The sequence below is a fragment of the Streptomyces sp. NPDC002809 genome, assembly GCF_040295435.1.
In the GTDB taxonomy this organism is placed as follows: Bacteria; Actinomycetota; Actinomycetes; order Streptomycetales; family Streptomycetaceae; genus Streptomyces.
The window spans coordinates 20,495-33,946 of the sequence record NZ_JBEOVJ010000087.1 but is presented as its reverse complement, the minus strand read 5'-3'; the positions used below and the strand labels follow the sequence as shown (position 1 = coordinate 33,946).

At 71.1% G+C, this 13,452-nt stretch carries 11 protein-coding genes and 1 pseudogene; 2 read left to right on the top strand and 10 right to left on the bottom strand.

Features of this window, described 5'->3' with window-relative positions; all coding sequences use genetic code 11:
* Window positions 1-35: 35 nt before the first annotated feature.
* A complete protein-coding gene (locus ABT025_RS33295) occupies window positions 36-335 on the top strand; it encodes a hypothetical protein (protein WP_351002380.1) in 300 nt (99 codons plus the stop codon).
* Between the two features lie 557 nt (window positions 336-892).
* On the opposite strand, the gene ABT025_RS33290 is transcribed toward ABT025_RS33295, so the two are convergent.
* Window positions 893-1,264, bottom strand: a complete 372-nt coding sequence (locus ABT025_RS33290; protein WP_351002379.1) for a MarR family winged helix-turn-helix transcriptional regulator — start codon at window positions 1,262-1,264, stop codon at window positions 893-895.
* A 72-nt stretch (window positions 1,265-1,336) separates the two neighbouring features.
* Here ABT025_RS33290 and ABT025_RS33285 point away from each other — a divergent pair.
* Window positions 1,337-1,645 (top strand): annotated as a pseudogene (locus tag ABT025_RS33285) (3-oxoacyl-ACP reductase); the annotation flags it as partial.
* Window positions 1,646-1,658: 13 nt separating this feature from the next.
* On the opposite strand, the gene ABT025_RS33280 reads toward ABT025_RS33285, so the two are convergent.
* The 9 genes from ABT025_RS33280 to ABT025_RS33240 form a co-directional block, all read right to left on the bottom strand.
* Window positions 1,659-2,486: an inositol monophosphatase family protein gene (locus ABT025_RS33280; protein ID WP_351002378.1), complete on the bottom strand. Its 828-nt coding sequence runs from the start codon at window positions 2,484-2,486 to the stop codon at window positions 1,659-1,661.
* Between the two features lie 74 nt (window positions 2,487-2,560).
* Window positions 2,561-4,366 carry a gamma-glutamyltransferase family protein gene (locus ABT025_RS33275; RefSeq protein WP_351002377.1) on the bottom strand — a complete coding sequence of 602 codons (1,806 nt, stop codon included), beginning with the start codon at window positions 4,364-4,366 and terminating at the stop codon, window positions 2,561-2,563.
* A 115-nt stretch (window positions 4,367-4,481) separates the two neighbouring features.
* Window positions 4,482-5,438: an ABC transporter ATP-binding protein gene (locus ABT025_RS33270; protein WP_351002383.1), complete on the bottom strand. Its 957-nt coding sequence runs from the start codon at window positions 5,436-5,438 to the stop codon at window positions 4,482-4,484.
* Between the two features lie 83 nt (window positions 5,439-5,521).
* Window positions 5,522-6,619, bottom strand: a complete 1,098-nt coding sequence (locus ABT025_RS33265) for an ABC transporter ATP-binding protein (protein WP_351002376.1) — start codon at window positions 6,617-6,619, stop codon at window positions 5,522-5,524.
* Window positions 6,616-7,428 carry an ABC transporter permease gene (locus ABT025_RS33260; protein ID WP_351002382.1) on the bottom strand — a complete coding sequence of 271 codons (813 nt, stop codon included), beginning with the start codon at window positions 7,426-7,428 and terminating at the stop codon, window positions 6,616-6,618. The genes ABT025_RS33265 and ABT025_RS33260 overlap by 4 nt, the downstream gene beginning before the upstream one ends.
* Window positions 7,429-7,502: 74 nt before the next feature.
* Window positions 7,503-8,456, bottom strand: coding sequence for an ABC transporter permease (locus ABT025_RS33255; protein WP_351002375.1), 954 nt, complete (start codon window positions 8,454-8,456; stop codon window positions 7,503-7,505).
* On the bottom strand, window positions 8,453-10,036 hold the full coding sequence (locus tag ABT025_RS33250) for an ABC transporter substrate-binding protein (protein WP_351002374.1): 1,584 nt from the start codon (window positions 10,034-10,036) through the stop codon (window positions 8,453-8,455). Before ABT025_RS33250 ends, ABT025_RS33255 begins: the two co-directional genes overlap by 4 nt.
* 366 nt (window positions 10,037-10,402) lie before the next feature.
* A complete protein-coding gene (locus ABT025_RS33245; protein WP_351002373.1) occupies window positions 10,403-11,797 on the bottom strand; it encodes a ricin-type beta-trefoil lectin domain protein in 1,395 nt (464 codons plus the stop codon).
* Window positions 11,797-13,077, bottom strand: coding sequence for a ricin-type beta-trefoil lectin domain protein (locus ABT025_RS33240; protein ID WP_351002372.1), 1,281 nt, complete (start codon window positions 13,075-13,077; stop codon window positions 11,797-11,799). The genes ABT025_RS33245 and ABT025_RS33240 overlap by 1 nt, the downstream gene beginning before the upstream one ends.
* Window positions 13,078-13,452 lie beyond the last annotated feature (375 nt).

Genomic DNA, 13,452 nt, shown 5'->3' with positions numbered 1-13,452 from the left:
TCGCCGCGTTGTCGGAACGTCCGAATACATCCAGTATGCGGACGCTCCTCCGCCTTGCGATGCACCGCATCCGACGCCGCGCGCTGATCCACCACCGATTACGGGACAGCCCTCAGGGGGCCGGCATCACCTGTCACCACGATCCGGAACCGGCCTTCACCGAACCGGCCTTCACCGAACCGGCCTTCGTCTGCCGCCCCGCGGACTTCGAAGATCCCGTCTTCCGCAGAGTCACATCCGAGGAACCGCCTTCTCTCTCCCGCCGGTTCGGTGCATGCCCACCCGCGGCAACCGCCTTCGAGGCGCATGTCTTCGGGATGGACCCCGTCACCTGACCGGTCGCCGCGGTGCGGCTCGATATCGCGCAGGGGACCGACCGTCCTGAGGTACTGGCGCGAGGACACGGTTCCCGGCCGGGGGTTCGCTCCGCGAGTTCGGCCTCCGGCTGATTGACGGGCTCGGCGGTACCGGCAACGCACCGTCCGTCATGCCGGACAGGCAAGGAGATGCCGGCGGTCAGGCCTGCGGGCATGACTCCGGCCGGAACCGCCGCCCGAAGCGAAGGGCGAATCGGCCGTCATACGAGTACGCAGTTCGAGGCCGCCCACGGCAGGGGTGAGTGCTCGACGAGTTCGGGCGATGGACGGTCGACGAGATCAGCAACCGGTCAACCGGCTACCGCCCGGACGCTCGACGGGCACGGCCACCGCGCCGCCTCCCGGCCGCCGCACCTCAGCGGTCTGCGGGTGGACCGGCGCCAGCAGCGACTCGGCCGCCCGGCTCGCCACCCCTGACCCCGCGTCACTCCCCGGGCTCTCCCGCGCAGCAGCGACATCCGGCCCCTGCGGCCGGTCCGGAAGAAACGGCCGGGCCGACGAAGGGGCCAAGGGGCTCAGTCCCGCTGGATGGCCGTGACACAGCGGGCGAGCAGTTCGCGCAGGGTGTCGCGCTCCTGCGGGGTGAACTCGTCCGCGATCCGGCGTTCGATCCGCACCGCCTGCTCGTCGGCCTGTGCAAGCGTCCGCGCCCCGGCCTCGGTCAGACGGGTCTCCAGCATCTTCTGATGCCACGGATGCACGGACCTGACGATCAGTCCGCGTTCCTCCAGGTGCTTGAGCACCGCCGCCATCGCCTGCGGTGTCACCAGGCACGCCCTCGCCAGGGCCGCCCCTGACATCCCGGGGTTGCCGGCGAGCGCGAACAGGGCCGCGTACTGCGCGACGCTCAGGTCGGCACCCTTCAGCGCGGCGCTCTTGGCTGCCATGAGCGCTTGCTCGGCACGTTTGGTGTCTGCGCCGAGGCGGTCGCCGGCGGTCATTCCCATGCTCGTGAGCGCAAACTGGCGATGATCATGTCGACGTTCGACCTGGCCGCCACGGAGACGCCCGGCAGCGGGGTCACGTTCAACGCCCTGCACCCGGCCCGCCTGATGGACACGGAGGGAGTGCGGGCGGACGGGCTGACTCCCGCGGTCCCCGTGGCGGAGGGCGTCCGTCCGACGGTGCGGCTGATCACCGACCCCGCCCTGGCGGAGGTCAGCGGCCGTTACTTCGACCGGTTCACGGAGACTGCCGCCCATGAGCAGGCGTACGACCCCCGGGCGCGCGAACGTCTCGCCGCGTTGACCCGCACCCTGCTGGCCTGAGGAACCCGCCTGTTCAGGCCCCGGCGCGCAGCGCGGTCAGGATGCGCTCGGCCGTCCCACGGTCGCGGGCCGCGGTGAAGGGCAGGTCGTTGCCGCCCGCTATACGGAACGGCGCGCCGGACAGCGTGGCCTGGGCACCGCCCGCCTCGGTGACCAGGAGGAGCCCCGCCGCGTGGTCCCAGGCGTACTCCCAGTTGAAGGCGAGCGCGTCCAGGTCGCCGCGGGCGACGGCGAGGTATTCGAGGCCGGCCGAACCGCAGGGGCGGGCGTCGATGCCTTCGGTGCGCAGCCCGAGCAGGGCCTGCTTCTGCGCGTCGGTGGTGTAGTCGGGGTGCGACATCGCCACGTGCAGCACGGCGTCGGGCACGGGTGAGCCGGAGCGTATCGGAGCGCCGTTGAGCGTGGCCCCCAGGCCGCGGACCGCGACGGCCATCTCGTCCAGGGCGGCGGCGTACGTCCAGGAGGCCAGCAGCTCGCCGCGGTGGGCCAGGGCGACCAGGGTGCAGAACCCCGCTTCGCCGCGGACGAACTGGCGGGTGCCGTCGACCGGGTCGACGATCCACACGGGAGCCTCCCCGCTCAGCGCCTCGTACACCTTCGGGTCGGCGTGGACCGCCTCCTCGCCGACGACCACGGAGCCGGGCAGCAGGCGGCTCAGGGACGCGGTGAGGTGTTCCTCGGCGAGCCGGTCCGCGGTGGTCACGAGGTCGTGCGGGCCGTTCTTCTCGACGATCTCGTGAGCGGCGAGCTGCCGGTAGCGCGGCATGATCTCGGCGGCGGCCGCTGCGCGGACCGCCGCCTCGACCTCGGTCAGGTCCCCGGCAAGGAAGTCATCGATCATGCCCCCAGCTAAGCACGGGCCGCCCGGACGCCGACGACCTGGTCATGACGGGGGCGTGACCGGCCGGTGGCCGGTCAGCGCCCGACCGCGTACCCCTGCATGCCCCGCGGGTTCGCCGCCGCGGACAGCACCCCGGTCTCCGGGTCGCGGGCGACCGCGCACATCCGGCCCTCGGACCACGGGTCGCCGACCGTGACGTCGTGACCGCGCCGGCGCAGCTCCGCGACTACCTCCGGGTCCATGCCCCCCTCGACCGTGACGCTGCCAGGGCGCATCCCGCGAGGGAAGAAGGAGCCGGGGAAGCTGTCGTTGTGCCAGTTCGGGGCGTCGATGGCGCCCTGGAGGTCGAGGCCGCCGCGGACCTCGGCGCGCAGGGCGACAGCGAGGAAGAAGTGCAGCTGCCACTGGTCCTGCTGGTCGCCGCCCGGGGTGCCGAACGCCATCACCGGGACGCCGTCGCGCAGGGCGAGGGACGGGGTGAGGGTGGTGCGCGGGCGGCGGCCGGGCGTGAGGGAGTTCGGCAGGCCCTCGTCCAGCCAGGCCATCTGGAGGCGGGTGCCGAGCGGGAAGCCGAGCTCGGGCACGACCGGGTTGGACTGGAGCCAGCCCCCGCTGGGGGTCGCGGAGACCATGTTGCCCCAGCGGTCGACGACGTCGACGTGGCACGTGTCGCCGCGGGTCGCGCCGTCCTTGGCCACCGTCGGCTCACCGACTCCGGCGGCCGGTATGCCCATGGCGTCGAAGCCTGACTCGCCGGCGGCGACGGCGTGGGCGTGCTCGCTGAGGACGGGGGTACGGCCGTCGGGGCTGCCCGGGCGGAGCTCGCGCGAGGCATCGTCGGTGATCAGGGCGCGGCGGGCGGCGTTGTACGGCTCGGAGAGCAGCGTGTCGAGCGGTACGTCGGTGGCGTCGCCGTACCAGGCCTCCCGGTCGGCCATGGCGAGCTTGCAGCCCTCGATGAGCAGGTGGACGTACTCGGCGGAGCCGTACCGCGGCAGCTCGGCGGGGAGCAGGGCGAGCTGCTGGAGGAAGGCGGGGCCCTGGCTCCAGCCGCCGGCCTTGGCGAGCGTCCAGCCGTTCCAGTCGTACGTGGCGGGGGCCTCGTACGACGCGGACCAGCCGGCCAGGTCGGCTGCGGCGAGGGTGCCGGTGTGGCGGGTGCCGCTGGTGTCCATGGTGGGGACGGCGGCCCGGCGGACCAGGGCCTCGGCGATGAAGCCCTCGCGCCAGATCGCGCGGGCGGCCTCGATCTGCGCGGTGCGGTCGTCGCCGCCGGCCTGCTCGGCCTCGGCGATCAGGCGGCGCCAGGTCGCGGCGAGGGCGGGGTTGCGGAACAGCTCGCCCGGCTTCGGGGCCTTGCCGCCGGGGAGGTAGACGTCGGCGGAGGTCTGCCACTCGGTCTCGAAGAGCTCGCGCACGGTCTCCACGGTCTGGCAGACACGCTCGACGGGTGCGTGGCCGTCCTCGGCGTAGCCGATGGCGTAGCGCAGCACCTGGGCGACGGTCCTGGTGCCGTGGTCGCGCAGCAGCAGCATCCAGGCGTCGAAGGCTCCCGGCACCGCGGCGGCGAGCGGTCCGGTGCCGGGGACCAGGTCGAGGCCGAGCGAGCGGTAGTGGGCGACCGTGGCGCCGGCCGGGGCGGGGCCCTGGCCGCAGAGGACCCGGACGTCCCCGTCGTGGGGCGCCAGGATCATCGGCACCTCGCCGGCCGGACCGTTGAGGTGCGGTTCGACGACGTGCAGGACGAATCCGGCGGCGACGGCGGCGTCGTAGGCGTTGCCGCCGTCCTCCAGGACCGCCATCGCGGACTGCGAGGCGAGCCAGTGGGTGGAGGACACCATGCCGAAGGTGCCCTGGAGGGTGGGCCGGGTGGTGAACACGGATGCTGCTCCTTGCTGCGACGTGCTGAGTTTCTGTGGTCCGTCGTGTGGTGCGGATCGTACGTACGGGAGCCGGGCCCCGGGAACGGTGCCCGGACTCCGGGACAGGTGGTGGTCAGGCGGCCGCGTCCGGCGCCGTTCCGTCGTCGTCGACGAGGTGGCAGGAGACCTGCCGGCCGCCGGGCAGCTCGCGCAGGTCGGGGACCTCGGTGCGGCACCGTTCGGTGGCGAGCGGGCAGCGGGTGTGGAAGCGGCAGCCGGGCGGAGGGTCGAGGGGGCTGGGCAGCTCGCCGTGGAGCACGATGCGCTCGCGGGACCGCTGGAGCACCGGGTCGGGCACGGGCGCCGCGGAGAGCAGCGCCTGGGTGTAGGGGTGCTTCGGGGCGGCGAACAGCTCGGCGGTGGGGGCCTGTTCGACGATCTGGCCGAGGTACATCACGGCGATCCGGTCGGCGAGGAACTCGACCGCCGCCAGGTCGTGGGTGATGAACAGGCAGCCGAAGCCCCGGTCGCGCTGGAGATCGGCGAGCAGGTTGAGGACGGACGCCTGCACGGAGACGTCGAGCGCGGAGGTCGGTTCGTCGGCGACGACGAGATCGGGGTCGCAGGAGAGCGCGCGGGCGATGGAGATGCGCTGGCGCTGGCCGCCGGAGAGCTCGTGAGGGTGCCGGTCGGCGTGTTCGGGGCGCAGTCCGACCTGGGCGAGCAGTTCCTCGACGCGCTCGCGGACGGCGGCTCCGCGGGCCCTGCGGTGCAGCTTGATGGGTTCGGCGATGATCCGGCCGATGGTCATGCGCGGGTCGAGCGAGGACGAGGGGTCCTGGAAGACCAGGTGGAAGTCCTTGCGCAGGGGGCGCAGGGCACGGCGGGACAGGTGGGAGATGTCCGTGCCGTTGATGTGGACGGTGCCGCCGGTGGGTTCGTCGAGGCGTACGGCGCAGCGGCCGACGGTCGACTTGCCGCTGCCGGACTCCCCGACCAGGCCGACGACCTCCCCGCGGCCGACGGTGATCGAGACGCCGTCGACCGCGCGGACGGTGCCGCCGCCCGATGCGGCGAAGTGCCGTTCCATCGAGTCGATCCGCAGCACGGGGTGCTGCTGGTCCGTGGCGCCCCGGGCGCTGTCGCGCGGGGCGGGGACGGTCTGTGCTGCGGTCACTTTCCGGCCTCCTGGTCGGTTCGCGCGGGCTCGGTGGCGGGGGTGGCAGTGAGGGTGTCGGACGCCTCGTCGGCTGCGTACGGGTGCCAGCACGCGGCCCCGTGGGCGGTGTCCGTCCCCGTAGTCGGGCCGACGGGCCCGAAGCCGGGGCGGCCGCCCGTACAGCTGTCGTCGGCCCGGCTGCACCGCGGCGCGAAGGTGCAGGCGTCGGGCTGGCTGTCGAGGCTCGGCACCAGGCCGGGGATCTCGGGCAGCCGGCGCTTGCCCTCGCCGCCGGGCCGCAGGACCGCGCCGAGCAGGCCCCGGGTGTACGGGTGCCGGGCAGTGGCGAACAGGTCGTGGACGGGGGCCTGTTCGACGGAGCGGCCGGCGTACATGACGAGCACCCGGTCGGCCGCGTCGGCGACGACGCCGAGGTCGTGGGTGACCAGGACGATCGCGGTGCCGAGCCGTTCACGCAGCGACTGGAGGACTTCGAGGATGCCTGCCTGCACGGTCACGTCGAGTGCGGTGGTCGGTTCGTCGGCAATGAGGACCGAGGGGTCGCAGGCGACGGCGATCGCGATCATGACGCGCTGGCGCATGCCGCCGGAGAGCTGGTGCGGGTACTCGTCGATGCGGCTGCGCGGGGCGGGGATGCCGACCAGGTCGAGGAGGCCGACGGACCGCTCCCTGGCCTCCTTCCGGCTCAGCCCCTGGTGCCTGCGGAGCACCTCGCCGATCTGCCGGCCGATGGTGAGGACCGGGTTCAGTGAGGTCATCGGCTCCTGGAAGATCATCGCGATGTCCTTGCCGCGGATCTTCTGGAGCTCCTTCTCCGGTGCGCCGACCAGTTCGCGGCCACCGAGGCGGATGGAGCCGCCGATGTGTGCCGTGGGCGGCAGCAGCCCCATCACGGCCATGGAGGTGACGGACTTGCCGCACCCCGACTCCCCCACGACGGCGAGGACCTCGCCGGGGTGCAGGTCCCACGAGACGCCGTCGACGGCGTGCACGGTGCGGGTGTCGGAGCGGAAGGAGACCGACAGGTCGCGGACGCTCAGGACGGGCTCACCCACCCGTCCCCGTACGGGTTCGAGAACGGTCTCGGTCATCGGGTCCCTCCACGGGGGTCGAGGACGTCGCGCAGTCCGTCGCCGAGCAGGTTGAAGGCCAGGGTCGCCGCGACGATCGCCAGGCCGGGGAAGACGGCGAGCCAGGGCGCGGGGGCCAGGAAGGACTGGGCGCCGGAGAGCATCACGCCGAGGGACGGGTCGGGCGGCTGGACCCCGAGGCCGAGGAAGCTGAGCAGCGCCTCGCCGATGATGGCGGCGGGGATGCCGACGGTCGCCTGGACGATCAGCGCGGAGGTGGCGTTGGGCAGGATGTGCCGGAAGAGCACGGTCCCGTCGCCGCCGCCGTTGGCGATCGCCGCACCGACGTAGTCGACGTGCTTGAGCCGCAGTGTCTCGGCCCGGGTGATGCGGATGACGGCGGGGATCTGCGAGATGCCGATGGCGATCGTCGCGTTCGTCAGCGAGGGGCCGAGGATCGCGGCAAGACCGACGGCGAGCACCAGGAAGGGGAACGCCAGCATGGTGTCGGTGAGCCGGGAGATCGCGCCGTCGGCGAACTTCCCGTAGTAGCCGCCGACCAGCCCCAGCGGTACGCCGATCACGAACGCCAGCACGACGGCGACGAGGCCGACCTGCATGGAGGCGCGCGCACCGAACACGATGCGGGAGAGCTGGTCGCGTCCCAGGTCGTCGGTGCCGAGCCAGTGGGCGCCACCGGGCTCGGCCAGGACGTTCCCGAAGTCCGGCTGGGAGGGGTCGTACGGGGCGATCAGCGGAGCGAGGAGCGCGACCAGGATGAAGACGGCGGCGATGATTCCACCGGTCATGGCCAGTCGGTTCCTGCGCAGGGCGCGGAGCCTTCCGCCGCCGGTCCGCTTCTTCGCGGGCTGCGAGACGGTGGGGAGCGCTGGGGTCGCTGTGGTCACCGGGCACCTCCGAGCCGGATGCGCGGGTCGATGACCGAATAGACCACGTCGACCAGCAGATTGATGAGGATGTACGCGGCGGAGGTGCAGAGCACCACGGCCTGCAGCGTCGCGTAGTCACGGGTGAAGACGGCGTCGATGGTGAGCTTGCCGAAGCCGGGCAGGACGAAGATCTGCTCGGTGACGACGGCGCCGGAGATCAGGTGGCCGAGCTGGAGCCCGAGCACGGTCACGACGGTGACGAGCGAGTTGCGCAGGGCGTGCCCGCCGACGACGGACCGCTTCGACAGTCCCTTGGCGCGGGCGGTCCGCACATAGTCGGCGGAGAGCGAGTCGAGCATCGCCGCCCGGGTCTGGCGCATCACGACTGCGGCGAGCCCGGAGCCGAGCACGATCGCGGGCAGCACCATGCGGCGCAGGTTGTCGACCGGGTCCGTACCGAAGGGAACGTATCCGGAGGCGGCGAACACCGGTACGGCGATGGCGAATCCGAGTACCAGCACGATACCGAGCCAGAACGTCGGGATGGAGAGGCCGATCAGCGCGATGACGTTGGCGATCCACTCCTCGGGCTTCCCGCGCCGCACCGCGGCGACGACTCCGGCGCCGATACCGAGGACGACGGCGAGCAGCAGGGAGAGCGCGGCCAGTTCCAGTGTGACCGGGAGGGCCTGCCCGATGGCGTCGGCGACCGGCAGCCCGGTCCGGGAGGAGGTGCCGAGGTCGCCGGTGAGGGCGTGGCCGATGAAGCGGGCGTACTGCACGACGATGTTGTCGTCGAGGCCGTACGCCTCACGGATCGCGGCGAGCGCCTCGGGGCTTCGCTCCTCACCGGCCAGGGCGAGGGCGGGGTCGCCGGGCAGCGCCCGGATGCCGGCGAACACCACGACCGAGACCAGGAAGAGCGTGATGAGGGACTGACGCAAACGCGTCAGCAGGTATTTCGTCATCGGGTGTACCCCGCAGTCGTGACGCGGACCAGACCGTCGCCGTAGACGCGGATGCCCGCGACGTCCTTGGTGGCGACGACGTAGTTCTTCTGCCGGTAGAGGTAGATCAGCGTGTGGGCGTCCTGCACGCGTCGGGTGAGTTCGTCGTAGATCCCGGTGCGCCGCGCCGGGTCGGCGACGGTGCGGCCCTCGGCGATGAGCTTGTCGATCCCGGGGTCGCCGAGGCCGTAGGCGTTCATGGCTCCGGCCGTCTTGAGGAAGTTGGAGACGTTCCCGTCGGGGTCGAGCCGGCCGGACCAGCCGCTGGTGAAGACGTCGTAGTGTCCGGCGTCGGTCTCGGAGAGCATGGTGGCGTACTCGGTGGGCCGCAGCGAGAGGTCGAAACCGGCCTCCTTGACCATGGCCTGGAGGACCTGGCCGACCCGCCCCTGCTCGGGGGTGGTGGAGGTCTTCAGCTCGATCCTGAGCGGGGTCTTCACGCCCGCCTCCTTCAGCAGCTTCTTCGCCTTGGCGATGTCGCGCTTCGGGCAGTCCTCGGGCTTGACGCCGGGGGCGATGGCGGACTGCGGCGAGATGGGGCCGCAGGCCGGTTCGTACATGCCCTGGAAGACGACCTCGTTGAGGGTGTCGCGGTCGATCGCGAGCTCGAACGCCTCACGGACGCGGACGTCCCGGGCGATCGGGGTGTCGAGCTTCCCGGGCTTCTGTCCGAGGCCGTTCACGTTGCCGACGTTGAGGCCGATGCCCTGGTAGCCGAGCGAGGGTGAGTTGAAGAGCTGGAGCTTCGGCTCGGTGAGGGCGCTCTGTACGTCGATGGGGCCCATCTGGTCGCCGACCTGGAGGTCGCCGGAGCGCAGGTTGGCGAGCCGGACGTTGCCGTCGGGGATGGGCTTGTAGACGACCCCGTCGAGGTGGACCTTGTCCGCGTCGTAGTAGTTCGGGTCCTTCTTCAGCACGATCCGGTCGCCGCCGACCCGCTCGACGAAGCGGAAGGGGCCGACGCAGGAAGGATGGTTGGTGAAGTTCTTCCCGTACTTCTTGAGCGCGGTCGGTGACATCACCATCCCGGCCCGGTCGGCGAGGACGCCGGTGAGCGGTACGTAGGGCTGCTCGAGCTTCATCCGTACCGTGTCGGGGCCGGCGGCCTCGATGGAGGTGACGGGGGCGAGCTCCGTGCCGCGGGCGGATCCGGGGAGATCCCGGTGCCGCAGCAGCGAGGTGACGACGGCCGCGGCGTCGAGCCGGGTGCCGTCGCTGAACCTCAGGTCGCGGCGCACCTTCAGGGTGACGGTGCGGCCGTCGGCCGAGGTGGTGGGCAGTGCGGCAGCGAGCTGCGGCACGACCACACCGTCCTCGTCGATGTCGTAGAGCTTCTCGCACATGCCCGCGAAGACCGTACGGCCGACGAGGGTCTGGGCGAGCGTGGGGTCGAGTTTGTCCGGGTCCGAGTTGAGAGCGACGGTGAGTGTCCCGCCGTCGCGTACGGGCCGGTCGTCGGTTTTCCGTACACCGCCGACCTCGGTCGCCGATGACTGCAGCGACGCGCAGCCCGAGGTGAGGGACACCAATGCAACCGCCACCAGGGCAACCGCTTTTCGGCGCACGAGGGCCTACCTCCCGCCAGGGGGTGATCAAGGAATATCGCAGACCGTATTTCGCATACAGTCCGCAAGGCAAGGGGGGTGCCCACATACCGGACGGTTTTTACTGACGATCGGATAACGGCCGCACACACGATGCGCACACCCGGGTGGGATACCGGATCAAACGCCGACTCGGGCGGCGAGCGCGGGGATAAACGACGAATAGGGCCCCTTGGTGCACAAGCACCAAGGGGCCGCCGGATGGTTACCGGGTTCGCCTGGGTTTTCTGGGTTCGCCTGGGTTCCCGAGATTTCTGGGTTCGCCTGGGTTTCCTGGGTTCGCAGCGCCCTCGGGGGTGCCGGTCAGCCGGCGTACTGGGCGAACACCTTCGTGAAGTCCCAGGGCTGCTGAGCGACGCCCGAGCAGGTGTCGGCGCCGCCGCCCATGCACGGGCGGTCGCGGTTGACCGACCAGAAGGTCAGCCGTGCGAGGTGCCGCTGCTGCGCGTACCCGAGAATGGTGCGGAAGTCCGCGACGGTCACGGCCTCGCTGTTGTCGGTGATGCCGTTCATCGAGGAGATGCCGGTGTGCCGGTAGGCCTGGTCGTCCGAGTAGCCGTAGGAGCTCTTGACCGTGTTCTTCAGCCCCTCGGCCGCGCTGACGGTGAGGGCGCCCATGTTCCGGCCCGCCCCGCCGAAGTTGAACGGCATGATCGTCCAGCTGTCGACGGTCAGCCCGGACGAGGCGGCCCTGCGGATCAGGCTGTCGTCGGGGCCGTTCTGTCCGGTGCCGAAGGTGACGTAGACCTTGAGCCCGGGATTGTCGGCCCTGACCGTCTTCAGCGCGTCGACGGTGCGCTGCTGGACGGTGGCACTGTCGTACGCCTCGGCCTCGATGTCGATGTCGATTGCCTTGAGCCCGTAGGCGTTGATGACCTTCTGGTACGCGGCGGCCAGCTCACCCGCACTGGAGCAGGAGCTCTCCAGCTTGTTGCCGCTCCAGCCCCCGAAGGACGGGATCACGTCGCCGCCCGCGCCCCGGACGGTGTTGACGGTCTGCTGGTCGACCCCGCCCGTCAGCGGCCTGCCGCCGTCCCACTGCGGGTTGCAGTAGCCGTTGCTGAGGACGAAGGCGAGGGTGAACCACTTGACGCCGGTGGCGTTCATGACGGTGACCGGGCTGGGCGGGCTGCCCCAGCCGTTGTAGAGGTACGGGGCGACGGCCATCGCGCCGGCGGGCGGCGCAGGGTCCCCTCCCCCGGCGGGTGCGGTCCACTTCTGGTTGGCGGTGCCCGTGCAGGTCCAGATCTGGAGCCGGGCGCCGTTGGCGGAGCTGTTGCCGGTGACGTCCAGGCACTTGTCCGCCTGCGGATTGACGATGTCGCGCGCCGCGGTGACGGTCCAGCGCTGGGCCGCGGAGCCGTTGCAGTCCCACAGCTGGACCGCGGTGCCGTCCGCCGTCCCGGCCGATGTCACGTCGAGACACTTGCCCAGAGCCCTGACGCTCCCGTCCGAGCCGACGTCCCACTGCTGGGCGTTGCTTCCGTTGCAGTCGTAGAGCTGCACCGGAGTGCCGTTGGCGGAACTCGCCCCGGCCACGTCCATACACTTGCCGGCCAGTCCCGTGATCTGCCCGGTCGCCGCGGCGGCACCCAGGGCGGGTGATCCGGTCAGACCGGCCAGCAGCGCCGCGGCGGCCCCGGCTCCGAGCAGGCTCCGCACGGCGGGAGCGAACCTGCCGAGCAGATGACGGCTCATCAACTGCTCACCGTCCACTTCTGGTTGGCGGTGCCGGAGCAGGTCCAGATCTGGATTCGGGTGCCGTTGGCGGAACTGTTTCCGCTGACGTCCAGGCACTTGTCCGCCTGCGGATTGACGATGTCGCGCGCCCCGCTCACGGCCCAGCGCTGGGCCGCCGATCCGTTGCAGTCCCACAACTGCACGACCGTGCCGTCGGCGGTTCCGCCCGACGCCACGTCGAGGCACTTGCCGAGCGCACGGATCGTGCCGTCCGCGTTCACGCTCCACCGCTGGGCGTTGGAGCCGTTGCAGTCGTAGAGCTGCACCGGGGTCCCGTTGGCGGTGGCCGCCGCGGCGACGTCCACGCACTTGCCGGCCAGGCCCGTGATCGGTCCGCCCGTTGCCGGCTGGGTGTCGCTGGTGGTGACGCGCACGTGGTCGACCACGAGTTGCTGGGGGAAGGACGTGTTGCCGTCGGGGTCGCCCGGCCAGTAGCCGCCGACGGCGAGGTTGAGGATGAGGAAGAAGGGCTTGTTGAAGGCCCAGGTGTTGGAGCCGGTGTCGGCGGGCGTGCGGTGCTGATAGACGTTGCCGTCGACGGACCAGGTGACCGAGTCGGGCGCCCAGTCGATGGCGAAGGTGTGGAAGTCGTCGGCGAAGGCCTGTCCGTTCGGGAGCGTGTACCCGGCGCCGATTCCGGCCGAGCCGGAGTAGCCGGGACCGTGCAGGGTGCCGTGGACCGTGGAGGGCTCGAAGCCGACGTTCTCCATGATGTCGATCTCGCCGGAGTTGGGCCAGCCGACCTGCCCGATGTCGTCGCCGAGCATCCAGAAGGCAGGCCACATGCCCTGCCCGCGCGGGATCTTCATCCGCGCCTCGACGTGACCGTAGGTCTGGGTGAACTTCCCGGAGGTGTTGAGTCGTGCCGAGGTGTACTGGCAGGTTCCGTACCAGCACTGGTAGTTGGCCGGGTTCTCCTTGCGCGCGGTGATGACCAGATGCCCCTGGCCGTCCAGCGCGGCGTTGCTGTTGCCCGCCGTGTAGTACTGCCGCTCGTGGTTGTTGACGTTGTCGCCGGTCTCGATCTGCCACTTGCTGCCGTTCACCGCCGAGCCGGCGGCGCCGTCGAACTCGTCGGCGAACGTCGTGGCCGCGGCGGCCACCGCCGCGTCCGCCATCGGGGCGGTGGACGCGGATGCGGGTCCGCCGCCGCCCGCGAGGGCCGTCGTGACCAGGGCAAGAGTGAGAACCGAGAGTACGGAGTGCAGCAGGCGCCGCGTACGGCGTGGGGAGTCCATGACTCTCCCTTCCGGTGTGTGAGGGGGAGGAAGGGGAACTTGTCATGCATATGACATACAGATGCATGGCAGGTGCAGGGCGCGAAGGGTGTGCGAGAGCTGCGCCGACCGAAGTGGGGGTGCTGTGTGACGTAACGGGTGCGACGGTGAAGCCGCTTAGTTCACTAGGTGATTTAAGAAGTGAACTAAGCGGGTGTCAAGACCTTGGTACATACCACTGGTCGACCCGGCAGGAAGGCACCCACGGAGTGCGAGAACGCCCCCGTCCCTGTAGCCATGGCTCGGTGAACACCCCGGAAAGCCGCCAAGAGTCGAAGCGACGAGACCGGCAGGGACGGAACAGGCCCGCAGGCATTCAGTGAATGCCTGCGGGCC

Excerpts from the sequence above, each read along its gene's own strand:
- ABT025_RS33240 (WP_351002372.1), bottom strand. The coding sequence starts at position 13,077 with ATGGACTCCCCACGCCGTACGCGGCGCCTGCTGCACTCCGTACTCTCG.
- ABT025_RS33245 (WP_351002373.1), bottom strand. The coding sequence starts at position 11,797 with ATGAGCCGTCATCTGCTCGGCAGGTTCGCTCCCGCCGTGCGGAGCCTG.
- ABT025_RS33295 (WP_351002380.1), top strand. The coding sequence starts at position 36 with ATGCGGACGCTCCTCCGCCTTGCGATGCACCGCATCCGACGCCGCGCG.
- ABT025_RS33265 (WP_351002376.1), bottom strand. The coding sequence starts at position 6,619 with ATGACCGAGACCGTTCTCGAACCCGTACGGGGACGGGTGGGTGAGCCC.
- ABT025_RS33255 (WP_351002375.1), bottom strand. The coding sequence starts at position 8,456 with ATGACGAAATACCTGCTGACGCGTTTGCGTCAGTCCCTCATCACGCTC.
- ABT025_RS33290 (WP_351002379.1), bottom strand. The coding sequence starts at position 1,264 with ATGGCAGCCAAGAGCGCCGCGCTGAAGGGTGCCGACCTGAGCGTCGCG.
- ABT025_RS33280 (WP_351002378.1), bottom strand. The coding sequence starts at position 2,486 with ATGATCGATGACTTCCTTGCCGGGGACCTGACCGAGGTCGAGGCGGCG.
- ABT025_RS33270 (WP_351002383.1), bottom strand. The coding sequence starts at position 5,438 with ATGGAACGGCACTTCGCCGCATCGGGCGGCGGCACCGTCCGCGCGGTC.